A 23,956-nucleotide genomic window follows, 5' to 3' on the forward strand; every position below is an offset into this window, starting at 1 on the left:
GTATCGGACGAGTTGCACCTAGCCCACTCCCGGCGTCGTCGTGACATCGCGCTCAATAGACGAAATGCTGGATTCTCTCGGCGCGACCGCCGCCGACGCACCGGTGACGGGCAGATTACGACTGCGCCCAAAGAGCACGCGGCCCAGATGAACGCGCGCACCGATGGAGAGCGAGAGCATCGCCGGCACGACAATGAGCGTGAACACGGTGGACATCAAGAGCCCCCCGAGCACAACCGCCCCGAGGCCGCGATACAGCTCAGCGCCCGAACCCGGTCGAATCACGAGCGGAATCTGGGCGAAAAACGTTGTCAGCACCGTCATGAGAATCGGCCGAATGCGCGTGCGGACCGATTCATAAATGGCCGCGTCGCGCTGCATGCCATAGCTCATGAAGTTGAGCGCCTGATGCACGATGAGAATGCCATTATTGACCACGATGCCGAGCAGAATGACGAACCCAAGAATGGTCAGCATGTCGAGTTGCTGAATCGCCAACCCGGGATCGGCCCAGGTCCACGCATTCATCAAGGCCAATCCGGCGAAGCCGCCCACCACGGCGAATGGAACCGTGAAAATGATCACAAACGGATACGCGAATGACTCGAAGAGTCCCGCCATCAGCAAATAAGTGATCAGAAAGGAAAGCCCCAACAGCCACTTCAGCGAATCCCAGGTGGTCTTCAGCTTGTCCGCGTTGCCCGCGAGCCCGACGATCACTCCCGGGCTGATCTTCGCCTTCATCGGCCCATATCCATCGCCGCGCATCGCATCAACAATGTCATGGTTGATGACGTCGATCACCTCCGGCAGCGAAAGCCCCTCCGGCGGTCGAACAGTGAGCTTGACGGCCCTTTGCGTCTCGATGTGACTGATCTGCTGCGGCGAGGTCGTATTGACGATGTCACAGACCGCTGCGAGCGGAACAATCTGCCCGGTCGGCGTGAACAACGGCGTCTGAGCGATCCTCGCGGTCGTGTTCGCGCCGCTCGTCGGATCCTCTGTGCCGGCGATTTTAATGGCCAGATCGATGCTCTTGCCGGATTCCCGATACTGACCCACGACTCTGCCGTCGCCGCAGGCTCGAACGAAGTTACCGATGTCAGCGACGGTCAGCCCAACGTCGCCCGCGCGCACGCGATCCGGCACGAGTTGATCCTCGCGGCGATCGAGCATGAAGTTGGTCGGTGTCGCCTCCGGCCTTGAACCAAATCTCTCCATGCACGCCATCATGACATGTCGCGCTGCATCAACGACCTCATCCAGCCGATCCCCGCGTATTTCGATCTCCACCGAGTTGCTGGAACCGACACCGCGAAAAATCGAGGTCTGAAAGAAAATGGCGAACGCATCAGGCACGGAAAATCCGGTCGAATTCAATACGTTTTCAAGCGGCCGGACGACCTCGGGATCCTTGCTGGAGCATCCCATGAATACACCGCCGCCAAATGCCACGTAAAAGAAATTATCGATCGGCGGAGGCGGCACCCGCCATTCCGCGATCTCTCGCTTCAATTCTCGTACCCGAAGGCTCGCTTGCCTCCGTTCCTTCCGGGAAAGCTCTGAGTTGTGCATCTGCTCGTTCGCTTGCGCTATTTGCGCTTCGAAGCCCGGAACGACGACTGACTCAACCATCTTCGACCAGTCCGCAAGGAGCTTTTCATACTCCGGCGTTCCAAGGTCCACTTCCCAGAAGGGCCGGATGCCGACAATCCCCTTTTCGGGGTCGCCGTTCTCGAGCTTTTCAGCGATGCGCGTAAACTCGTTCACGTTGTAGCCCGGCGGCGTGACAAGGAACCCGAAGATCAGATTCTGATTTCCCGCAGGCAGGTAGCTCGGGTCCGGCGCCATTTTCCAACTAAGCAGAACCGAGCCTCCCGTAATCAGAAGAATGACCATCGCGCGGCGCAGTACCGTATGGTTGATCCACGCCACCGTCCGGGCGACCGTGTCGGCAAATTTGCTGCTCTCATTTTCCTTCACCTTCGGCCGACCGAGAATTCTCGAAGCCAGCGGCGGAATCACCGTTACGCTGACGAGCAGTGAGAGACCGACGGCGCCGCTGATGGCGATGGCGATGTCTCGGAACAACTGCCCGGCCTCACCCTGAACGAAAATGATCGGCAGAAAGACAACGACCGTTGTCAGCGTATTGGCCAGGACTGCCCCCCACACCTCCGACGATCCATCCGCCGCCGCTTGCCGTTTCGACTTGCCCATCTCTCGATGGCGGAAAATGTTCTCAAGCACGACGATCGCGTTGTCCACGACCATGCCTGTCGCAAAGGCAAGTCCCGCGAGCATCACCACGTTGATATTCCGCCCCGCCAGCGGAATAACCAGAAACGTCCCGATGATCGAGATCGGAATCGAGACGGCGACAACCGTCGTCGCTGAGATGCTTCTCAGAAAGACGAGCAGGACGCCGATCGCAAGGATGCCGCCGTACCAGATGTTGTCCCGCACCAGACCGATCGAAGCCTTGATGTACGTCGTTTCGTCATAAACTTGCGTTAGCTCGATCTTCAAATCGCGGTGCGCCAGCACCTCCCGATTGACCTTCTCGATGGCCGCGCGCAGCCCCTCCATCACCTCAATCACATTGGAGCCCGTCTCCCGATATGCGGGCAGCGCAAGCACCTCCTTGCCTTCGCTGCGAACAAAACCATACCGTCGCTTGAATGAATCTTTCACTTCTGCGACGCGCCCGACACGGATCGGGCCGCCCGGCCCGGTTTTGATGACGGTCTGCCGGATTTCCTCCAGAGATGCGAACTGACCCATCGTGCGAATCACGATGTCGCGCTTTCCCTGCGCGCTGTTCCCCGCCGAGACGTTCGTGTTCTGGCTTTGCAGCGCGGTCTGTAATTCAGAAAACGTCACGCCGGATTGGGCAAGCTTCCGCGGATCGACGGCGACCTGTATTTCGCGCTCTCGCCCGCCAAAGATGCCAATGGAGGAAATCCCCTCGACGCGCTCCAGAATCGGTTTGACATCTTCATCCACAAAGGTGAACAGTTCCGGCACAATCAGATCCGGCCGGTCGCTCGACAGGATCATCCAGGCGATCGCCTCCTCTCCGAATGGGCGGCCGCTCTGGACTGTCGGATTGTCAAACTCGTTAATCGGTATTTGATACTTCACGCGTCTCAGGGCGTCGGAGACGTCCTGTTTCGCCACGTCCTGATCCGTGCCTACTTCGAATTCCAGGGTGATCGTTCCGGACCCCTGACTGCAATCCGCGGTCAGCTTGTGAAGCTTGGTGATGCTCTTGAGCACTTCCTCCTGTGGCTCGATGATCTCGCGTTCGACATCCTCCGGACTGGCGCCTTCCCAGCTCGTCGAAACGGTGACCACGGGCTCGTCGAGATTGGGTGTGAGTTGCACCGGCACCCGGATCGGTGACGGCGCGATGCTCGGCGGAGTGATCGTCAGCAGACCGAACAAAACCAGCAGGATCACGCAAACGGCGACCTTGACCGGGTTCTCAATGAATACCTCGACTAATCGCATTTGCTTAGCTTAGCCCTCGTCGGAAGGCTGAGTTGTTGCCGCGTGTACGGCGGCCTTCGTTGCGCCGCCGTCACCCGAATCCGTTGATGTATCGGACACAACGACGACCGGCCCGGGAGCAAACATGTATTCGTTGCCTCGTATCACAACTCGATCGCCTGCCGACAATCCGCTCGCCTCAACCGCCAATCGGTCCCGAACTTCCGAAATAATGCTGACGGATACCGGCATGGCCGTCGCGCCCTTTTCGCCTTCTCTCACAACAAACAGGATCCTGCCCGCACCGCGAACAACGACCGCATCCTTGGGTACAACCAGTTGCTTGCCCGACGGGCCCGACGGCATCGCCACGCTGACAAACATGCCCGCCCGAAGCTCTCGCTCCGGGTTTTCAACGTCAACCTCTACGGGAAATGTACGCGCCCGCTCGTCAGCGTCAGGAACGACCCGCGATATCTTCGCCGGATAGTCCGACTTGAGTGCATCCACCCTCACCAGCGCATCCCTGCCGACTTGACAATGCGCGATGATCGCCTCCGGTACATTGACCCTGGCCCGAACGACCGTCAAATCGACAAGCTCCACGATTTCGCCGCCCTGCTCGACCCAGGCGCCGACCTCGGTTCGCTTCGTCACGATGACGCCATCGAATGGAGCACGAATCTCAGTCTGCGAGAGACGATCGGCCAGGACCTCTACCACTTCTTTCTGTGTTTGAAGCGCGTGCTCGGCCTGCCGTGCCCGGCCGTCAGCAGCCCGATGATCGGCCCGCGCATCGGTGTATTCCTTCTCCGTGGCGCGCTTTTCCTCCCACAGCGCCGTCATTCGCTGGGACTCGAACGCCGCCTTGTCGAGCATGGCGCTCGCCTCGTCCCGCGCCGCCTCCAATTCGGCCAGGCGGGAAACGGCCTCGGCGTGTTCCGCCACCCGGATCGTGTTGCGCAACCTACAAAGGATCTGACCCCTCCGCACCTCGTCCCCGATGTCCACGGGAAGTTCAGCCACCAACCCCGACACTTCCGCAGCAATCACGCTTCGCAGCCGCGGGCGGATCGTCCCCACCAGTCGCATCGTGGGCGCCACCTCGACAAGTTCAGCCGGCGCAACGGCGACCTGCGACGGCCCCCCCTGACCGAAGATCGTCGTGGCTGAAACGAGAACGGCCGCCGGGGCCGCAAAAATGCTGTAAAATCGTCGAGGAATGAGGCTCATCCTTTGGCGTTATCTCGGCAAGCTCGCTGACACCGGGGATCATAAGGTCACTCGCTCGGGGCGGCAATTTAGGCCCCACCCGCGGTCGGCGGAATACCGTTTTCTAATGATTACCGGGCCCAGCGAAGTCGAATTCCGGGCCTCTTAGGGGATATACTTAATGGAACGTTGATGAGTTTGTGGATGGGGTGCGTCCCGCCCTGTCCGCTCGCACCTTTATACCTGGTGCCCTGCCCGCTCCGTCCACGGTGCCCAGAGTAAAAATGTCTGACCCACGAGATGATCTTCCCATCATGCCGTCGCGCGACAAGCCATCCGTCGTCGACGCCCATTCCGTGGAGCAAAGCCGCCCGTTCTATCCAGGCCTCCCCACCGGCACCGGCATCGGGAAATACCGCATCCTTGGACGAATCCGAGCCTATCACAACGCCGTCGTCTACAAGGCTCGAGACCTCATGCTCGACCGGCTAGTCGCCATCAAGCAGATGACCCCCGAACTGATCGACAGTCCCATCGCCTGCGGCAACTTCCGACGCGAGGCGCAATTTCTCGCCAGGATTCCCAAGGACTCTCGATACATCCTGAACATTCACGAACTCATCGAGGATGAATTAGGCCTCTTCATCGTCGAAGAGTACGTCCCCGGCCACTGGCTCGAGTCACTCATTTTCAAACGCCACATTGACCAGAGCGGCGCCTATCGGCTCCTCAAGACCGCATCCATGGGCTTGCGGACGCTTCACAATCACATGATTGTTCACCGGGATATCCAGCCCGGAAACATCATGATCACAAAGAACCTCTCCGCGAAACTGGCGAATCTTGCCTCCGCGGCCCAGGAGGGCGACCTCAGCCCCCCGCCGGTCATAACCCCACAATATGCCGCGCCGGAATTACTTCTTGAGCAAAGATACGACAACCGCGTCGATATCTACGGCCTGGGAATGACGGTCTATGAGATATGCGTCGGAAGGCCGGCGCTGGAGCGTCATTTTCCTGAAATCTATTCCAGCCCGTTCCCCGTTGGTAAATGGATCGAATGGCAGACCGACGCAAGCCGCCATCTTCCCGACGCCAGTGAACTCAATCCACTCGTTCCTCCGGCACTCACAACCATTTTGCGGAAAATGACCGCCAAGAGTCTGGACCATCGTTACAGCTCAATCGACCAAGTGCTCGAAGCCGTTGCCGCCTACTTGACCGGCGCGCCCACCACTGCCTCTGCACGTCTGCTTAAGGGTTATAGCGAGTCAGGCGCGCAGGACTCGTGGCAACAGAAGCTACTCCCCAATGCCGAAGCACCGGCAGAAACTCGCGACAATTATGAAATGCCCGCCGCCGAACCGACTCGGCGCCGGACACATACCCACACCGTCCGTTCCGCTCGTCAACGCTTCCGAGACGAGGCCAGGTGGGAATGGGGCGCCGAAGCGATCGTTGAAACGCCCGTCGGGCCGCGAACGCGCGGTGCGGGTACCTGGAACCGTCAGCGTCGGCCGGGTCGTGGTTTCTCGCCGCCGCGCCCCCAAAAAGTCGTCGTTATTCCACCACCCCCAAGCTCCAAACCTATTGTCCACAAGAGTCACGCCCCCCGAGTCTTGGCTTGGACAATCAGTCTCCTGTTCTTCCTGATTAGCGTCGGTGCCATCGGGTACGGAGGTTGGTATTACAACTACGGCCCCGGCGCGACGCATCCCGTCGAACCGGTGATTGCCAAGGGCATCGCCGCGTACGAAGCGGGTCGATACGAGGAATCCGAAAGGCAATTCGCCGCGGCAGCCGGAATGAAGCTAAGCGATCGGGACAAGAACATCTGGAGCGAGCGAATTCAATTCTGGACGGAACTCGTCCAGGCTCAGTTCGCCCTAAACCGCGATGAATACGAAGTCGTTCAGGTCTTGCTGCGAAACGCTGCCAGGAGCGGCATCGACCCGGCCAAAGTAGATGAACTACAGCAAAAGGCTTGGTTGAAGCACGACGCGCAAAGGCTCGCCTCCCAGGGAATGGAGGAGATCGCCGCAGGCAACATTCATGCTGTCGAGGAAAAGCTCGAGGAATACGCCCAAAAGGCCGCCGCAGTAGGGCTCGATCCGACCAGGCTCGAATCGACACTCAAAGAGACGAAGCAGGATATCAAACAGCGGGAATACCTGCAGCAGGCGACGAAGGCCCTGAGAGAAGGAAAGTTCCTCGAAGCGATCACCGCATGCGAAAAGGCAGAGCAGGTCCTCGTGTCAACCGCGACCAGAGAACTCCGCAATGCAATCGCCAACGCTCAGGCCCGGCAGGACTGGATCGATAAGGGTGACCGAGCGATTGCTGATCGGGAATTCTCCGAAGCCGAGCGATGCTATAGTAATGCCCTCTTGATCGGCCCGGATATTGCCACTGAGAAGAAAGGTCGGTTGGCCAGAGCCTACGTGCTTCTCGATGAGGCCCTTGAAAACATTAAGGCGGGCGAACTGCTTGACGCCGAGAGCAAGCTCAAGAGCTCCCTTTGGAACACGGAAACACCGGAAGTCCGCGCCAAACTGGCCCAGTTGGATTCCGCCTTCGCCGCGGCACGTCTCGTCAGACGGGCCGACCGGCGCGCCGAGGAGGGCGATTTCGAAAGGGCGCGTTCCCTCTATGAGCGAGCCCTGCCGTCCCTCCCAACCCCCGCCGATGAACGATGTCGCCAGAAGCTGCTCGGTATCAAGCGAGCCAAACTCCTCTGGGACGGAGATCAAGCCTTGGGTAACGGCGACCGCGAAATGGCCGAGGATCTCTTCATCCAGGCACGCAAGCTGGCCCCCGGCAAGGATGTCGATGATCGCCTCAACCGCCTGAACCACCCAACCAGCGGCCCAGGCTGAGCCCAGTCGGACAGCCCCAGATACAACCAGCCCTCGAATCCCTCTACCAGCCAAAGACCTCACATCTGGCCGGTTCTTGATCTATCCCATTCTCGATGGCCCCCCGTAACCCCAGTCCCCCAGAATAATGCAGAATTTTGATCGAACTTTCCCCGCTCTCCGGGACACCTGTAGGATGAGGCCCGAATGGATGCCCGGATGCGGAATCTTGAGCTGCTCTACCGTGACGTCGGTCCGGATGTGCTGAGATTTCTGCGTCGATTTCTGGCCTCTGCGGCGGATGCCGACGAACTCCTGCAAGAGACCTTTCTTGTCGTCGCGAGAGATGATGCCGCGCTCGAAAGTGCCCGCTCACAGAGAGCATGGCTGATCGGGATCGCTAGAAATCTCGTTAGCGCTCATCGTCGTCGTTCGGCCGTCCGCAGGACGCTGAGCTTGATGACCGAGCCCGTCGCCACGCCGCCGAAAAATGAAGGCGACGAACTGGAGTCGATTCGCAGCGCCATTGCCGGGCTTCCTGCTGCGCAGCAGGAGGTCCTACAACTCCGTCTTGCCGACGACCTCAGCTATGCGGAAATCGCCGAGGCCCTCGGCATCCCGATCGGCACGGTCCGCTCGCGATTGCACACGGCAATAGCAACCATTCGCGAAAGGCAGCGTGGAGTCGCCGGCTCGAACGATAACTCATTACATGCAATGGTGCGCGACAACGCAAAGGAAGCGTGACACATGAACCGCGAAGCGCTCGAACATCTGATCATCGACCGTCGCCTGGGCGAACTGCCCAACGACGTCGCGCTCCTGCTGGATGCGTATCTGCACGCATCGCCGGATGCCAATTCAACGGTTCAGGAAGTCGAGGCGACGCTTACAATGACGAAGCAGGCAGTGCATACATCGTCAACAAATGACACTACGCTTCCTTCCTTTCCATCGAGCCGCATCGCAGCAGCCATGTCAGATCGACCTCGGCGACCGTCCCACCTCTTGCGGTGGCCGGTCGCGCTCGCCGCAACACTGGCACTGGGCGTGTTTCTCGGCACGCGAACGAAGCTCCCAACATCGCCGCGGCCTGTGCAATCGATCCCGGTCGTCTTCCACGAAGTAAGCGACGACGCACCGGGCGACTTTTGGTCCCTCAGCCCTCGTCAAACAACATCGACGTCTTCATCAACCTCAACCAAACACCTTGAGTGGTCATCTCCGCTCAACTGGCCCGTCAAAGGAGAATCATTGTGAAATCGATGACAAGAATCTCGTGCCTCGCGGCCCTGGGTCTGACACTCTGCGGATGTCTGCCCGAAAAGCGAATCGTCTGGTCTCCGGACGGAAGCCGGGCGGCAGTCGCCACGCCGACCGGCCTGTACTTAATCGACGCAACCGGCAAACTCCTGAAGCCTCGCATTTCAGATACGCCGACGCGCTGCGTCTGGACCGCTGACGGAAAAGGGCTCCTCGTCGCCCACGCTCAAAAAGCTGCAAAGTGGGATGAACTCACGAAATCAATGAGCGCCGCGGAAAAGGAGATGATCGAATCAACGGCCGTCGAATTACGAAAAAGAATTCTCGAACACGACGGAGACTGGGAGAAATTCGAGCTTGATCCGGACAAGAAGCTCTCCGCCGGCATGGAGGCCGCCGCCGTGCTCTGCCTGCGCGACAAGCACGCCGAGGGCGTAAAGGAAAAGCTCGGGGACAAGTGGGAAGACATCGAAAAGGTCGACGCCCCGGTGTGGAAGCTGACTCTGTTCGACGTAACAGAAGAAAAACTGGTCGAGAGGAAGACGCTCTTCCAGGGTCTCGACGAAATTCGCGCGCCTTCGCTTTCGCCAAACGGCCGTCTCGCTGGATTCCTTTGGAATCGTTCCGTGGCTTCTGACGACGAAGACTTATCTTCGATCACCCGACCCCTCCAACTCGACCAGTTGTCGCTCAACATCGTGCCCACCGACGGCGCCAAGCCCGCCAGGCTCGTCGCCAACAAAGTCGCCATCGACTACGACTGGAGCCCGGACAGCCGAAGCCTTGCCTTCATTCACGGCGCCCCCTCAATGGAAGAAGGCTCCCGCGTCGAACTCGGCTCGCTCGCCACAACCACCGTCGCCGACGAAGAGGGCCGTCTTCTCGATAAATGGGAAGAAAAGGATCGCGTGGGCATGCTTTTCAACCCCATGCTGAGCGTTCGATGGCTCCGCGACGGTCGGCTGCTCTTCTCCTCCGTCGAAGTAACGCTCCCTGTGACCACCCGCGCCATGCCGCAGGAGTGGACCCTTTTTGTCATGGACCCGCGAACCCCTGCCAGCGTCATGCGCGTGCTCGGCCGCGACCTCGCCGAGCCCCGCGAGCCGGAGACGCCCGTCTTTTCTTTGAGCCCCGATGAAAAACGCGTGCTGCTGCCCGGGCCCAACGGTCGCGTCACGCTCTACGAATTCACGACGGGCGAAACGACGGCCCTTGTGTCGACTCAAAACCCAAAGGGCGGTGCAGGGAGCATCCCATCGTGGCGAAACAACGAGGAGATCACTTTTGTAATGCCCCAGGCGGACGCTCAGTCTAGCGAATCCAGTCGCCCCGAAGTCCATATCTGGAAAGCCGGAAAGAGCCGATGCATCAGTAAGGATTGGCCGGAAGAAATGCGAACCGGCTGGTTGGAGAATAAGTGACCTGGACGGACTCAGGCATCAACCGGGCGGCATTTGTCATTCCAGGAGATGCCGCCGAACGTCAAAGGGAAATGAGTTGACGCAGTAGCCATAGTCGTCTCCCACCGCATTGATGAAAAAGTAAAACCCCCGCGGCGAATAAACCTTGCCCATTTCAAGGTCCGAATGCGAACGATCAAACGAGGCAGTCTCACCGTCCGGACTAAACGCCAGCACCGTCTGCTCCATCTTCTCCGCGATGCGACCGGTGATGTAAACCCTTCCCGTCCGGCTGACGAGTCCTCGATCGGCTTCGATGAGCGGCGGCAGCTCACGAAGGAAACTTGGCGCATCGCCGCTGGTGTCGTAAACACGGCATCGCGTGCCCGATCGATCCGTCACGCAGAGCTTCCCGTTCGACCACGCGACCGCATGGGGACCCTTGAAATTGGCTTTCTCATCAAGAAAGCCCAGAAACCGAAATGACGAATCAAGAATCTGCACCCGATCGTTCCCAAAGTCAGCGACATACACTCGGCCGCCGCCATCTACTGCAACGTCCCACGGCGCATAAAACTCTCCCGGCTCGTCGCTCGCAAACCCCGGCCAGCGTCCGCGATCAGGAATAATTTCATCCAATTCGCCACGATCGTTATACAGCGCGAGCACATGGTTCAGCGGATCGGTCGCGATCACGCGATGATCGGTATTGATGGCGAGGCCCACAAGCGTCGGTTCATAGCCCGGATATTTAAGGTTGCGCACGCCGTACGGCTGAGTCGCTCGCTCACCGTCCCAACGAAGCATCTGGCACGGTCCGTCGCCCACCAGCGTGATCAGTGCGTGATCACGATGAATAGCCAGCTTGGCCGCGTCCTTGCCCCATGCACCAAAGCCCGGAGCCGACAGATTGCTCTCCCGGCCCTGATTGTCGACGCAGGAAACAGCGTAAAACGTATCCAGCGAGTAGCCGGCCATCGGCTGGAAGTCCTGCCAGAATCGCCCTTCATACTGCAGCCACCACAATTCGCCGCCGCGCGGCCGCGTAGCCACAAGCCGCCAGGGCTTCACGTCGTCGCCGCCAAAGCTCGTCCGCCGATACACGCGGAACTCCGATATGTCCTTCGTACGATACCCCGGCGGAGCATACCAACTCGCCGTCACGGTCGAAGCTGATGCGTCCCGCCGCTCCATCAACATCGCGGTCGACGTCGGCGCGGGCAGCGCATCGGGCGTTCCGAAACGAGTTTGGAGGTCTATCACATGCTCGGCTTGCTCGCCGCGCAAATACGCACTGAGAAAATCATGCAGTCGGAGAAAGTGAAACTCTTCCGACGTCCCATACTTAAGCTTAAGAAGCAACAGACCATTCGACCCGTCCGGCGCGATTCGGCCGAACGGATTCGGTCGCAGGTAAATCCCCATCGGCGAGACCAACTCGGGCACATCCTGATTCAGAAGTGTGAACTGTCCGAGCGAATCAGTCGGCGATGAATAAAGCGGATCTCCAAGTCCGACCCCCGCTACCATTCCGGCATATTCCCCCTCACTCTGAAGCTGGTAGGCGTCAATTTGCGCTCCTTCCAGCGGCTGACCGTTTCCAGCCCGCACCACCACCGTCAACTTGGCGGGCAGAAGATACTGGTAATCGCCCTGCGATCCTCGCGGCCTTCCACGCATCGAATTCAAATACGCCGCCTCTGGATCCAGCAGCCGGAATCCGCCGGGCGTGTGCGTTAATGTTTGTGGTACGGGGAATCGATGCTCCCGCTGCACATACAGGCCGAGTTGATCAGTTGCCAGGCATTGGTCGCAGCGCGTGTCCAGCTTGGCCAGATCGATCAGGCCAAGCTGCAGCGCCAGTGACTTCATTCTCGGCCAGTCGATCTTCAGCGCTTCGTATCCCAGGGAACTCGCGTCTGCCTCCGCGTCGAACTCAAGAAGGGCCTGGTATTCGGCCGCGCCATCAGCATCTCCCCCCGCATGAAGTGCGTCTCGCCATTTACCCGCCGAATCCATAATGACGATGCGATCGCACGTCACACGCTCCAGGACGCCCTGTGGCGCCGCCGGATGAACCGACCTCGCCAATAGGGCATTAAATGAACCGATCTGATATCTGATCCAGTCCTCGAAGCAATAAGAATCCACCGCGTTCGGATTGACTTTGAACTGATCGTAGAAATCGTGCGTGACCGCAACCGCGATCGCCAGCGCATCGGTTGCCTGCCAATGGACGTTGTTCCATAGATTGATCTCTCCCCCGCCAAGTGGGAGCACCTCCGCGCGAACCGCATGAGTCCCTGGCTGCCGATTCCACTTTGCGTCGAATGAAGATCGTTCTCCGGCATCAAGCGGCGGCACTTCAAAAGACCCGATCTCATTGCCGTCTACAGTCACGCCCAGCTTTGTCGCAAACGATTTTACGGCGCCGGCATTAAGAACATGGACGCGAAACACTACCTCGCCGCCCATTTGCGCCGAATCCGCGGCCTTTGCGGCGCTCTCCTCAAGCTGAGCAATCCCCTCCTCGACAAACACCCTCCCCTGCCAGCTTTGCTCCCGTGGAAGGCGTTCGATGTACGCAATCGTTAGATCGGGTAGCTGCGGTTGAACCCGGTGGACGTGAGACCTTCGAAACTCGACTTTCGCGACCTCCCTGGCGTCAATCGCCTCGGCACGGCCGTCGACGCCATAGATAAGGACTTCATCAGCCCACTCAATCGCCTTGCCAAGGCGCATGGACCCATCGGTCAGAGTCGCGAGGTCGGAGTAATTCCGGCGGCCATGTTCAAATCGGTACTCCAGCAGACCTTCCGACTCCGTTGCGCCGATCTCCATCTGCAGACTCGGCTCGCTCGAACTACTTGGTGAATCGGCCCAGGCACCGCCCCCAAACCGGAAGATGACCGCCCCTGCCAGCAGCCCGCAAAAAATCAAGAATAGTCGTGTGCTCATGGCCTCATATTCTCGCCAGAATTCGGCGATGGGGCAAACGACGCACAGAGGGTTTTGTAGGTAATGAGCGAAAGAGTCTTAGCCTATGCGAAGCCTGCGAATCAATGCCCCGCCAGGGATGATTTGATGCGCGCCTGCATCGACTCGGCCTCCCCTGCCTCGTAATCGCCGGCATTCCATCGAAAGCCCAGCCGGTCATCCGAGACGCGGGGAATGAGGTGGAAGTGGAGGTGGAACACAGCTTGCCCGCTCGATTCGCCGCTGTTTTGCAGGACGTTCAGGCCCGTAGCCCCCGTGCTCTTCAGGACCGCTCGAGCAAGCGACGGCAGGTGCATCGTCAACCGGCCAAGAAGCTCGGGCGATGCCTCCAACAGGCTCGAGCAATGTGACTTTGGAATAAGCAGGGTATGCCCCGGCGCGAGTGGCGCAATATCGAGAAACGCCACGGCGTCATCCGACTCAAACACGCGAAGGGACGGAATCTGGCCGGATGCGATCTTGCAAAAAATGCAGTTCGCGCTCACGGGCAAGCTCCACGAATGTGCTGGGCGGCAAGCCTACTCGGCCGCCGACTCCCCTTCCGCACCCTTGGGCTCCGCCTTGGCGCCCTTGCCGGAAGCGGACTTCTTGGGGCTGGTTTTGCCTTCAAGGGCACGGATGCGGCCGGCCGCGGTCTGTCGGCGAGGCATGGCCGGCTTGCGCGGCGTCCCGGCCGTAGCCGTCTCGTTTCCGACGAGCTGAAGGATGGCGAGATCGCTGTTATCACCGATGCGCCGCTTCGCCAATCGAATAATCCGCGTATAGCCGCCGGGTCGATCCTTGAACATCGGCGCGACGTCGTTGATCAGCCGGTGAATCACCGACTTGGCGACGAAGGTATAGGTCTTCTTGTTGTAGCTGGCGGGAACCTGACCCGTGCGGTGACGCCGGCCGGACCGCGAAGTCAGGACGCGCTCGCGCTGGGCGCTGCTCATGGCGTCGTAGCGCTCCTGCTCATCCTGCGAGAGGGCCGCGCGGTCATTCAGTAGCGCGATCAACCGCTGCCGGCTGTGGAGGGTGTTCTTCCTCGCCAGCGTAATGAGCTTCTCGACAAACGGACGAATCTCTTTTGCCTTCGTCAGCGTCGTTTCAATCTCGCCATGTTGAAAAAGGCTCTGCGCCATATTCCGACGCATCGCCTTGTGGTGCGACGGGCTCCGCGAAAGATGTCGTCCTGCTAGTCTATGCCTCATGGTCCTTCACCAACTTTCCAATTCGTTCCACCGCACTCTCGCCAGAGCCAATGCCGCAGGGTTTCAACCGGGGTTTCCCCGGGACGCGTCGGCAGGGTCGGACTCCGATGGCTGGGTAGCGAATGACCCGGGCGTCATGCCGCCGGAGATGCCCGAGCTGACAGGCGAGCTACCGAACGAGCCCATGGAACCCTCTTGCTCGAATTCCGATTCGTCATCCTCTTCATTCATGTCGACATCGACGCCCATCTCCGACCGAAGCGACAGGCCGTGATCGGAGAGCTTTCGCTTCACCTCTCGCAGCGAAGTCTTGCCGAAACTTCGAAGTCGAAGAAGATCGGCCTCATCCTTGGCGGCCAGTTCTCCGACCGTCGAAATATTCGCCGAGAGGAGACAGTTGCTCGCCCGAACGGACAAATCCAGAAACGCAATGGGCTGAGCCAGAAGACTCGGGTCCGCACGAACGCCGGAACTGGATGAAACCGAGTCCGACTCCGCGCCGGCGACCGCCAGTCCGCTGCCAAGTTCAAAATACTGAACAAACGGGTTGAGGTGCTTGCGCAGAATCTTCGCCGCCTCGACCAGGGCCAACTCAGGCGCCAGCGTTCCGTTGGTCCAGATCTCCAGCACCAGTCGATCGTAGTTGGTGCGCTGACCCACGCGTGTATCTTCCACGCGATAGCGAACACGCATGACCGGCGAATAAACCGAATCCACCGGCACAATGCCGATGATCTGGTCCTCGCCCTCGATCTTGTGATCGTCGGCCGTCGCGTATCCGCGACCCAGTCCGACGGTCATCTCGACCTCAAAATCCACCGCGTCGTTCAGCGTGGCGATGTGCTGGTCGGGGTTGATCAGCTCAATCCCGGCGTCTGCCTCGATCTGCGCCGCGCGAATCTGAACCTGCTTGCCGGCCTGACCCTTAACGGCCAGCCGCATCGTCTTGGGAACATCGCTGTTGAGGCGAACCACGAGCGACTTGATATTCAGAATCAGGACGGTCACGTCCTCGAGAACACCAGGGAGTGTCGTGAACTCGTGTTCGGCACCCTTGATCTTGACGTGCGTGACTGCCGCGCCCTCAAGGCTCGACAGCAGGATTCGACGAAGGCTGTTGCCCACCGTCGTACCGAAGCCGCGCTCAAACGGCTCGATCATGAACTTTCCATACGTGGGCGTGCTCGCCGACTCGTCCCGCAGAACGCGCGTCGGGAGTTCCAAACCTCGCCACCTTATTCGCATCGCATTGACCTCCCTGGAAAAGGACGACCAGCCGCCGGATGTCCGGCCGACAACATCGGGCCGCGCCGATTGCACATCCGCCGCGGGCGCCAGGACGTCACTCATGTTTTCTTCCGCACAAATCATCGACTACAGAACTCGATCACTAGTTGTTCTTCTACCGGTATCTGCACGTCATCGCGCGCCGGCATCGCCTCGACCGTCGCCTCAAGCTTGGCCGGGTCCAGCCGCAGCCAGGATTGCACCGCGCGGTTCGGATCCAGATCAAAGAATGAGCGAACATACTTCTGGCTCTCATCCCGCCTCTGCACCGAAATCTTGTCGCCCACCCGCACCAGATAACCGGGCTTGTTCACCCGCTGTCCATTCACCATGAAATGGTTATGACCAATCGCGATGCGCGCCGCCTTGCGCGATGGAGAAAAGCCCAGCTTGCACACGACATTGTCCAGTCGCCGCTCCAGCAGACCGAGTAGGGCGATACCCGTGTTCTCGGTGCTATGTTGCGATCGCTCGAAATAGCGTCGGAACTGCTTGTCCCAGAGACCGTAATACCGCTTGACCTTCTGCGTCTCGCGGAGGCGCTTGCCGTATTCGCTGCTGGTCCCTCTCCGGAAGGCCCGGCCCGCGCCGGGCGGCGCGTTGCGAGACGGCTTTTCCATCGGACATTTCGCGCTCTCGCAGCGTGAACCCTTGAGCATCAACTTGATGCCCTCCCGGCGACACATGCGACATACTGGACCTAAATTTCTACCCATAGCCTTATCAATACCTCTCGCTTAGACCCGCCGCTTTCGTGCCGGACGACACCCGTTATGCGGCAGGGGCGTCACGTCTTCGATCGATTGAATCCGCAGGCCGCCGGACTGCAGGCCCGAAATGGCCGACTCACGTCCGCTGCCGGGGCCTTTGACGCGAACCTCTATTTCCGTCACACCGAACTTCCGCGCCGCCGACGCCACCGACTCGCCGGCGCGCTGCGCCGCGAAGGGCGTACTCTTGCGTGTTCCCTTGAAACCAACCGTGCCGGCCGATTGCCAGCAGAGGGTTTCACCGTTCACGTCCGTGATCGTGATCATCGTGTTGTTGAAGGTCGCCTTCACGAACGCGATGCCACGCGCCACATTCCGACGGATTTTCTTTTTGCCTGCTGACTTTGCCACTCGTTCTGCTCTCCTCGGGACGATTCACGCCCGATCTCTTTAGCTGCGAAGTTCCTTCACGCCCCTCTTGCCCGCAACCGTCTTCTTCGGTCCCTTCCGCGTTCGCGCGTTCGTCCGCGTCCGCTGTCCACGAACCGGCAAACCGCGACGATGTCGAAGGCCGCGATAGCACTGAATATCCTTGAGCCGGGCGATGTCCTGAGTGATCTTCCGGCGAAGCTGTCCCTCAACCACGTAATTGCGGTCGATGATCGAGGCGATCCGGCTGATCTCGTCCTCGGTCAGGTTCTTCGCTCGGACGTTCTCGTCGATTCCGGCTTCCTTAAGCAGCTCTTTGCTGTTGCTCGGACCGATCCCGTAGATGTAGCCGAGGGCCACAACAACCCGCTTCTCGTTCGGAATATCAACACCAGCTATTCGAGGCATCGCGCTTTTCTCCCGGGACGGACATCAGCCGTCCCATGCCCTTATCCCTGCCGCTGCTTGTGCCGCGGATTAGCCGAGCAAATGACGCGTACAACGCCCTTTCGCTTGATCAGCTTGCAATTCTCACATATGCGGCGAACGCTGCTGCGAACTTTCATGATCTCTCGCTCCCGGCGAATCTCCCGCCGATCTCAAAACAAAACTGCCCGAAACGGGACTACCTCCCGTCGGTCAGAATATCCACACCCGTCGTTGTCACTGCGACCGTATGCTCAAAATGAGCCGACGGACGCCCGTCCTTTGTCACCTGCGGCCAACCCGTCCAGTCGCCGCTCTTCACTTCGCGGCCCCCGGCGTTGACCATCGGCTCGACTGCCAGAACTAATCCCGGCTCCAGCCGGAAATCGTCCTTCCGCTGCTTGCGATCCGAATAGTTCGGAACCTTCGGTTCCTCGTGCATCTCCTGGCCGATCCCGTGGCCGACAAACTCTCGAACCACAGAAAACCCGGCGCTCTCCACGTGCGATTGAATCGCCGTGGCGACTTCGCTCCACCAGCGCCCCGGCTTCATCTCGCGAACCGCAATCTCCAGCGAGCCCGAGGTCACGTCCAACAGCCGCTGCGTTTCCCGATCGATGCGACCGACGGCCAGCGTCGTAGCCGAATCGCCGCAATAGCCGCGAAGCAACACGCCGCAATCGACGCTGATAATGTCGCCTTCCTTCAGAACCCGGTCGCCCGGTATCCCGTGCACCACTTCCTCGTTCACACTGGCGCAGATCGCCGATGGAAAAGGAAACTTCGTATGGGGCGTCTGCACGCCTTTGAACAGCGGCACTCCGCCCGCTGCTACAATCATCTCTTCCGCGATCTGACCCAGCTCACCCGTCGTTACACCGGGCTTGACTGTCTCTCGGAGCCTCTGCAACACCGAAAAAACGACGCGACCGGCGGCGCGCATCAGCTCAATCTCTCGCGGGCTCTTTAGCACGGCCATCCGAAGCCCGTTCGTTCGAGAGTCACGCTTTTCAACAGTCGACTCTCTCATTTCGCTCGACAGACCTTCTCAATCGATGCGGTCACCGCGTCCACTGTGCCGCTTGCATCCACCGGCCGAAGAAGCCCGCGGGCTTGATAATACGCCACCAGCGGCTTGGTCTCGGCGTGGTACGTCTTGACCCGCTGCGCCACGACCGAAGGCTCGTCGTCCTTTCGTCGCGTCAGCGCCGTGCCGCAATCATCACACACCCCGGCCTTGCCCGGCGGTGAAAACATCTCGTGATAGATCCGCCCATCCGTGGGGCAGGACCACCGACCAGTCAAACGCCGGGTCACTTCCGCGTCGTCAACTTCCATGTTGACCACAATATCAATCTTAGCGCCGCGCTCCGACAGTCTCTCGTCCAGGCCCTCCGCCTGTGCGACTGTCCGGGGAAAACCGTCCAGCAGGCACCCTTTTGCAGCACCGGGACGACCGATCCGATCCATCATCATGGCGAGGATCAAGTCATCTGGAACCAGATCGCCGCGATCCATGAAATCCTGGGCCTTCCGGCCAAGTTCCGTCATCTCCTTACGCTCCGCCCGGAGGATGTCCCCACTGGACAGATGCTGCAATCCGAAGGTCTTCGAGATCCTGACCGCCTGAGTTCCCTTCCCGGCACCGGGCGGACCTAACAAGACGACAATCACGCATAAGCTCCCTTGATCCGAGCACCGCTGCCATCACCCAGGAAGCCGCCGTAGTTCCGCATGATCAAGTTCGCCTCAATTCGCTGCACAAGATCGAGCCCCACGCTCACGACAATCAGTAGGCCGGTGCCTCCCAGGAACGAGGACACGTCCATCGGGATTTCCATCGCCGCCGCGATGATCTGAGGAATCAACGCGATCGCCGCCAGAAAGCCGGCGCCGACAAAGGTGATTCGCGTCATGACGGTCTCAAGATAGTCCGCCGTTCGCTTCCCCGGACGAAGGCCCGGGATGAAGCTGCCGTAGTCCCGAAGATTGTTGGCCATTTCCTTGGGCTGAAACTGGACCGTGGTCCAGAAATAGGCAAAGAAATAGACCATCACCACAAAGACCAGTGCGTAAATAAATCCCGATCGATTGAATTCGCTGGCAATCATTCCCAGAAAACCGACATCCGGGAAGACCTTCGACAACCAATCGAAGATCAGGCTGGGGAAGATCATCAAGCTGCTGGCGAAGATGATCGGCATGACGCCGCCGTGATTGACGCGAAGCGGAAGATAATGTCGCTGGCCGCCCCAAACACGACGACCGCGCGTCTGCTTGGCCTGCTGGATCGGGATGCGCCGCTGACCCTGCGTGATAAGAATCGATCCGGCGACGACGCCCACAAATGCCATCAGCAGGAACACGATCTTCGCCGGTCCCATCTGGGCATCACCGCTTACGTCCATCGATGCGTTCTGAGCAACCCAAATCACGGCGTTCGGCATTCGGGCCACGATTCCCGCCATGATGATCAAGCTGACGCCATTGCCGATTCCGTACTCATCAATCTGTTCGCCGAGCCACATCAGGAACACAGTCCCGGCGGTCATCGTGCTCAAACCGATCAGCCAGAAACTCGTCGTCGGCCAGAAACTCGCCGAAAAATCGCTGAACTCACTGTAAACCAGACCCGATGCCTGGACGTACTTCAGCCAAAATGCCGCCTGAACAAAACAGATGCCGACCGTCGCATATCGCGTGTATTCCTGAATCTTCTTCTGACCCGCCTGTCCTTCCTGCTTCAGCTTCTCCAGGGCGGGGATAACCGTGCCAAGGAGCTGGAAAATAATTGACGCGGAAATGTAGGGCATGATGCCCAGACCGAAAATCGTGCTCTGCTGCAGATTTCCGCCGGTAAACATGGCGAATGCTTCGGTGAGCTGCTGCACACCGCCGCTTGCTCCGCCGCTGCCCATATTGCTGAAGTGCGTAGACAACGAAGGCTGATCCACGCCCGGCAGCGGAACGTAGAACCCAATGCGATAGATCGCGAGCATGCCCAGCGTGAACAGAATCTTGTTCCGCAGGTCCGCGACCTTGAAGATGTTAAAAAAAGCCTTGAGCATCTTTGTCTCGCAATACCGTACCCGGCGCCGATTCGGCCTCGCAGCCGATCGCTCGCGGGCCGACGGTGAATCACATCATCCCTGATCTGCCTCGCCCTCAGTCTTGGGCTTGGCCTTGGCGCTTTTCTCGCCCTTATCCTTCTTGCCGCCGGCCTTGCCCTTGGCTGCGCCCTCGGCCTGCTCAGCGTCCTTCGCTTCCTTCGCCTTCAACCACGCCGGACGCTTAACGAACTTCTTCTTAGGTTGTGCGCCCAGCCGCTTGATGGTGCCTCCGGCCGCCTCGATTTTCTTTGCGGCAGACACGCTGAATCGCTGAGCTTCGATCGTCAGTTTCTTCTGAATCTCGCCCTCGCCCAGGATCTTGACCGGAGCGGTTCGATCGCGGATGAGTCCAAGCGCCTCGAGGCTCGCAGCCGTCACATGGCTCCCGCTCTCACATCGCGTCTCAAGATCGCGGAGATTGACGACCTGGTATTCGGTGCGAAAAATCTTGTTGTTGAATCCCACCTTCGGCAATCGCCGAAAAAGTGGAAATACGCCGCCCTCGGAAAGCAGTCCGCGCTCGCCGCGACCGCCGCTTCGCGATCCCTGGCCCTTATGGCCATAGCCGGATGTTTTGCCGAGTCCGCTGCCCGGCCCGCGACCGACGCGCTTCCGCTTGGGTCTTGCCCCGGCTCGAGTTGTAATTTCAGTGATGTTCATCTCTGACTCTTTCTTACTGATCAACTACCGACAAGGCTTACGCCGCGAAGTCGCTCGACCGCCGCGCGTTCCCGCAGCATGCCTAGCGCTCTGATCGTCGCCTTGACGAGGTTCTTCGGACTCGTCGAGCCGTAGACCTTTGTCAGACAATCGTGCAGGCCGGCCAGCTCGAGCACGGCGCGAACACTTGTACCCGCGATAACGCCGGTTCCAGCGCTCGCCGGCAACAACTTGACCATACTGGCGCCGTAACGACCCTCCACGAAATGCGGAATGGTCGAACCGTGCAGTTGGACGGGATGAAGATTTCGAATGGCCTGCTTGCGGCCTTTTTCAACTGCCGAGGGCACTTCGTTCGCTTTGCCGTAGCCGACGCCGACCCGGCCATTGCGATCGCCCACGACGACCAGCGCCGCGAACGAAAACCTGCGCCCACCCTTGACCACCTTGGAACAACGATAGACCTTGACGACATTGTCGTCATAGCCAGGTCCGTCCTGCTCCGCGGCTCCTCTTCGATATCTCGCCATCCGTCACACCATGCTCTCGGTCGATCGTCGGACTCCGGCACGCTTACCGGATCACGCCGCCGCCCGTACTAGAATTCCAACCCTGTCTTCCGTGCCGCCTCGGCAAGCGCCTTGAGTCGCCCGTGATACCGTCGTCCGCCTCGATCGAATGCCGCCGCGCGAATCCCGTGCATCCGTGCCTGTTCGGCAAGGTGCTTGCCGACAAGGGCCGCGGCGGCGCAATTGCCCCCGTTCTTGGCCTGTCCGGCGAGTGCCTTCGAATTCGTCCCTGCGGAGCAAAGCGTCTTGCCGCTCACGTCGTCGATCAACTGGGCACTGATGTGCTTGATGCTGCGACTGACGCTCAGCCGCGGCCGCTCCACCGTGCCGAAGATTCGACGGCGCACGCGACGCTTGCGCCGCAACTTTCTCTCGTTCTTGAGTGCTCTCGCGTTCATGACTCGTCAACCTGAAATCTTGCCAATGCTTGTCATCAACCACCGGCGCCGGCGAAGGCCTTGCCTGCCTTCCGCTTGATCTGTTCGCCTGCATAGCGAACACCCTTACCTTTATATGGCTCGGGCGGACGCGCATCCTTGATCGATCGGGCAAACTGTCCGATCGTCTGCTTGTCAGTCCCGCTGATGGTGAGCTTCGCTGGCGTCTCATCACCCTTGGTCTGGCCAACCTCAACTGCGACCTTGATCCCCTGAGGGATATCCAGCTTGATCGGGTGCGAGTAACCGACGTTCAGGTCAAGGGTCTTGCCGCTCACCGCACAGCCGTAGCCGGTCCCGTAAATCTCCAGCTTCCGCTCGTAGCCCTGCGACACGCCCGTGACCATATTCTGAATCAGCGCCCGTGTTGTGCCGTGCAGCGCCCGATGCTTGGAAGCATCCGATGCCCGCGTCACGACAATCGCCTTGCCGGGCTCTACATTGACCGACACCCCGGCCGCATGTGACCACGAAGCCGATCCCTTCGGACCAGTGACCGTGATCATGCTGCCCTTTAAGTCCGCGCTGACGCCGGACGGCAGGGTGATGGGTTTCTTTCCAATACGTGACATGACTCTTGTATCCTGTCATCGCCCCGATTTACATCGAGGCTCCACGCGGCCTAATAGGCCGTACAAATCAACTCGCCGCCCAAACGCTGCTGACGGCACTTGCGATCGCTCATCACACCGTGGCTGGTCGAAACAATCGCGATACCCAGTCCGTTAAGTACCTTCGGAATCTCGTCCACCTTGACGTACTTGCGACAACCGGCCTTGCTCTCCCGGCGAATCCTCTGAAGGACCTGCTCGCCTCGCGGACCGTACTTCATCGTGATTCGCAGTTGATCGCAGGGCTTGCCCTCGATCCGCTCGGCATCGCTGATATAGCCTTCTTCCTTTAGAACCTGGCAAACAGCCATTTTGACGCCGCTATAAGGCGCCGTCACGCTGCGGGCGCGATTGTGCAGCCCGTTACGAATGCGTGTCAGGAGATCGGCGATCGGATCAGTCCACATGCTGTGTTTGCCTCATACTTACGACTGTCTTTTCCTCAGACATCCCGGCGCGAGCTACCAGCTCGCCTTTCGTACGCCGGGAATCTTTCCTTCCAGTGCCATCTGCCGGAAACAAAGGCGGCACAAACGAAACTTCTTGTACACCGCCCGGGAGCGACCGCACACCTGGCATCGAGTGTAGGCTCGAACCTGAAACTTCGGCTTCTGCGCCGCTTTGATAATCCAGCATTTTCTGGCCATAGGCTTCGTCGCTTTCCTGCTGCGCCCACCGTCCCGGCTTCGACGCTGCGCGCCGGGCCCACTGTCGCCTCTTTACGATTCCTTCTCGTCCTTCCGAAACGGCAGACCTATCATGGTCAGCAATTGCCGGCTCTCGCGATCATCGCGCGCCGACGTGCAAACCGTGATGTTCATCCCCTGCTGAAATTCCACTTTGTCGGCGTCGACCTCCGGGAATACAGTCTGTTCCGTCAAACCCATGCTGTAGTTGCCGCGCCCATCGAAGCTGCTCGTCGACAGCCCGCGAAAGTCGCGAATACGCGGAATCGCGACCGCGATCACGCGATCCAGAAACTCGTACATCCGCGCGCCCCGCAGCGTCACCTTCAGGCCGATCGGCTGTCCCTCGCGCAGCTTGAAATTCGATACGCTCTTTTTCGCGCGACAAACGATCGGCTTCTGGCCGACGATCTGAGTCAGCTCCTTCTCCGCCGCGTCCAATCGCTTTTTCTCCTGGGTGGCCTTGCCCAGACCCATCGAGACCACGACTTTCTCAAGCCGCGGAATCGATAGCCGGTTCTTTCGCCCGAGCTCCTTCTGCAATGCGGGAAGAACTTCGTTCTTATACTTTTCGTAAAGCCGAGCCATGTTCGTTTCGCAGCCGCGCTTCTACGCGACC

Annotated in this window: 24 protein-coding genes; 4 read left to right on the forward strand and 20 right to left on the reverse strand. The window is 59.6% G+C overall.

Annotation, left to right across the window (positions count from 1 at the left end):
• Window positions 1-18: 18 nt before the first annotated feature.
• Window positions 19-3,513 (reverse strand): efflux RND transporter permease subunit, encoded by a 3,495-nt coding sequence (locus HS101_17940; GenBank protein ID MBE7508148.1) that lies wholly within the window; start codon window positions 3,511-3,513, stop codon window positions 19-21.
• Window positions 3,514-3,522: 9 nt separating this feature from the next.
• Window positions 3,523-4,725, reverse strand: a complete 1,203-nt coding sequence (locus tag HS101_17945; GenBank protein MBE7508149.1) for an efflux RND transporter periplasmic adaptor subunit — start codon at window positions 4,723-4,725, stop codon at window positions 3,523-3,525.
• A gap of 263 nt (window positions 4,726-4,988) precedes the next feature.
• Here HS101_17945 and HS101_17950 point away from each other — a divergent pair, with 263 nt between their 5' ends.
• The 4 genes from HS101_17950 to HS101_17965 all read left to right on the forward strand — a co-directional run bounded on the left by HS101_17950 (window position 4,989) and on the right by HS101_17965 (window position 10,243).
• Complete coding sequence (locus HS101_17950) at window positions 4,989-7,580, forward strand: protein kinase (protein MBE7508150.1); 2,592 nt, start codon at window positions 4,989-4,991, stop codon at window positions 7,578-7,580.
• Between the two features lie 198 nt (window positions 7,581-7,778).
• Window positions 7,779-8,306: an RNA polymerase sigma factor gene (locus tag HS101_17955; protein ID MBE7508151.1), complete on the forward strand. Its 528-nt coding sequence runs from the start codon at window positions 7,779-7,781 to the stop codon at window positions 8,304-8,306.
• A gap of 3 nt (window positions 8,307-8,309) precedes the next feature.
• Window positions 8,310-8,819 (forward strand): hypothetical protein, encoded by a 510-nt coding sequence (locus tag HS101_17960; GenBank protein ID MBE7508152.1) that lies wholly within the window; start codon window positions 8,310-8,312, stop codon window positions 8,817-8,819.
• On the forward strand, window positions 8,816-10,243 hold the full coding sequence (locus HS101_17965; GenBank protein ID MBE7508153.1) for a hypothetical protein: 1,428 nt from the start codon (window positions 8,816-8,818) through the stop codon (window positions 10,241-10,243). Before HS101_17960 ends, HS101_17965 begins: the two co-directional genes overlap by 4 nt.
• 36 nt (window positions 10,244-10,279) lie before the next feature.
• Here HS101_17965 and HS101_17970 read toward each other — a convergent pair whose 3' ends face one another.
• From HS101_17970 to rplE, 18 genes are all read right to left on the reverse strand, one after another.
• The gene (locus tag HS101_17970; protein MBE7508154.1) at window positions 10,280-13,180 is read right to left on the reverse strand and encodes a hypothetical protein; all 2,901 of its coding nucleotides are present in this window, start codon (window positions 13,178-13,180) and stop codon (window positions 10,280-10,282) included.
• Between the two features lie 101 nt (window positions 13,181-13,281).
• A complete protein-coding gene (locus HS101_17975) occupies window positions 13,282-13,704 on the reverse strand; it encodes an HIT family protein (GenBank protein ID MBE7508155.1) in 423 nt (140 codons plus the stop codon).
• A 33-nt stretch (window positions 13,705-13,737) separates the two neighbouring features.
• The gene (gene rplQ, locus HS101_17980) at window positions 13,738-14,412 is read right to left on the reverse strand and encodes a 50S ribosomal protein L17 (GenBank protein MBE7508156.1); all 675 of its coding nucleotides are present in this window, start codon (window positions 14,410-14,412) and stop codon (window positions 13,738-13,740) included.
• Between the two features lie 63 nt (window positions 14,413-14,475).
• Window positions 14,476-15,657 (reverse strand): DNA-directed RNA polymerase subunit alpha, encoded by a 1,182-nt coding sequence (locus HS101_17985; GenBank protein MBE7508157.1) that lies wholly within the window; start codon window positions 15,655-15,657, stop codon window positions 14,476-14,478.
• 122 nt (window positions 15,658-15,779) lie between these two features.
• Entirely contained in the window at window positions 15,780-16,415 is a 636-nt protein-coding gene (gene rpsD, locus HS101_17990; protein ID MBE7508158.1) for a 30S ribosomal protein S4, read from the reverse strand.
• A 21-nt stretch (window positions 16,416-16,436) separates the two neighbouring features.
• Window positions 16,437-16,820, reverse strand: a complete 384-nt coding sequence (rpsK, locus tag HS101_17995) for a 30S ribosomal protein S11 (protein MBE7508159.1) — start codon at window positions 16,818-16,820, stop codon at window positions 16,437-16,439.
• Window positions 16,821-16,859: 39 nt separating this feature from the next.
• Window positions 16,860-17,246: a 30S ribosomal protein S13 gene (rpsM, locus tag HS101_18000; protein MBE7508160.1), complete on the reverse strand. Its 387-nt coding sequence runs from the start codon at window positions 17,244-17,246 to the stop codon at window positions 16,860-16,862.
• 41 nt (window positions 17,247-17,287) lie between these two features.
• The gene (gene rpmJ / locus HS101_18005; GenBank protein MBE7508161.1) at window positions 17,288-17,404 is read right to left on the reverse strand and encodes a 50S ribosomal protein L36; all 117 of its coding nucleotides are present in this window, start codon (window positions 17,402-17,404) and stop codon (window positions 17,288-17,290) included.
• Between the two features lie 59 nt (window positions 17,405-17,463).
• The gene (gene map, locus HS101_18010) at window positions 17,464-18,243 is read right to left on the reverse strand and encodes a type I methionyl aminopeptidase (protein MBE7508162.1); all 780 of its coding nucleotides are present in this window, start codon (window positions 18,241-18,243) and stop codon (window positions 17,464-17,466) included.
• A 47-nt stretch (window positions 18,244-18,290) separates the two neighbouring features.
• Window positions 18,291-18,938, reverse strand: a complete 648-nt coding sequence (locus tag HS101_18015) for an adenylate kinase (GenBank protein ID MBE7508163.1) — start codon at window positions 18,936-18,938, stop codon at window positions 18,291-18,293.
• Window positions 18,935-20,332 (reverse strand): preprotein translocase subunit SecY, encoded by a 1,398-nt coding sequence (secY, locus tag HS101_18020; protein MBE7508164.1) that lies wholly within the window; start codon window positions 20,330-20,332, stop codon window positions 18,935-18,937. The genes HS101_18015 and secY overlap by 4 nt, the downstream gene beginning before the upstream one ends.
• A gap of 75 nt (window positions 20,333-20,407) precedes the next feature.
• Window positions 20,408-21,034 (reverse strand): 50S ribosomal protein L15, encoded by a 627-nt coding sequence (rplO, locus tag HS101_18025; protein ID MBE7508165.1) that lies wholly within the window; start codon window positions 21,032-21,034, stop codon window positions 20,408-20,410.
• Between the two features lie 20 nt (window positions 21,035-21,054).
• Window positions 21,055-21,564 (reverse strand): 30S ribosomal protein S5, encoded by a 510-nt coding sequence (rpsE, locus tag HS101_18030; protein ID MBE7508166.1) that lies wholly within the window; start codon window positions 21,562-21,564, stop codon window positions 21,055-21,057.
• A gap of 68 nt (window positions 21,565-21,632) precedes the next feature.
• The gene (locus HS101_18035; protein MBE7508167.1) at window positions 21,633-22,001 is read right to left on the reverse strand and encodes a 50S ribosomal protein L18; all 369 of its coding nucleotides are present in this window, start codon (window positions 21,999-22,001) and stop codon (window positions 21,633-21,635) included.
• A gap of 35 nt (window positions 22,002-22,036) precedes the next feature.
• On the reverse strand, window positions 22,037-22,612 hold the full coding sequence (gene rplF, locus HS101_18040; GenBank protein ID MBE7508168.1) for a 50S ribosomal protein L6: 576 nt from the start codon (window positions 22,610-22,612) through the stop codon (window positions 22,037-22,039).
• 50 nt (window positions 22,613-22,662) lie between these two features.
• Window positions 22,663-23,058 (reverse strand): 30S ribosomal protein S8, encoded by a 396-nt coding sequence (rpsH, locus tag HS101_18045; protein ID MBE7508169.1) that lies wholly within the window; start codon window positions 23,056-23,058, stop codon window positions 22,663-22,665.
• 54 nt (window positions 23,059-23,112) lie between these two features.
• Window positions 23,113-23,298, reverse strand: a complete 186-nt coding sequence (locus tag HS101_18050; protein ID MBE7508170.1) for a type Z 30S ribosomal protein S14 — start codon at window positions 23,296-23,298, stop codon at window positions 23,113-23,115.
• A gap of 72 nt (window positions 23,299-23,370) precedes the next feature.
• The gene (rplE, locus tag HS101_18055) at window positions 23,371-23,925 is read right to left on the reverse strand and encodes a 50S ribosomal protein L5 (GenBank protein ID MBE7508171.1); all 555 of its coding nucleotides are present in this window, start codon (window positions 23,923-23,925) and stop codon (window positions 23,371-23,373) included.
• Window positions 23,926-23,956: the final 31 nt, after the last annotated feature.

It is taken from the genome of Planctomycetia bacterium, assembly GCA_015075745.1.
GTDB lineage: Bacteria > Planctomycetota > Phycisphaerae > UBA1845 > UTPLA1 > UTPLA1.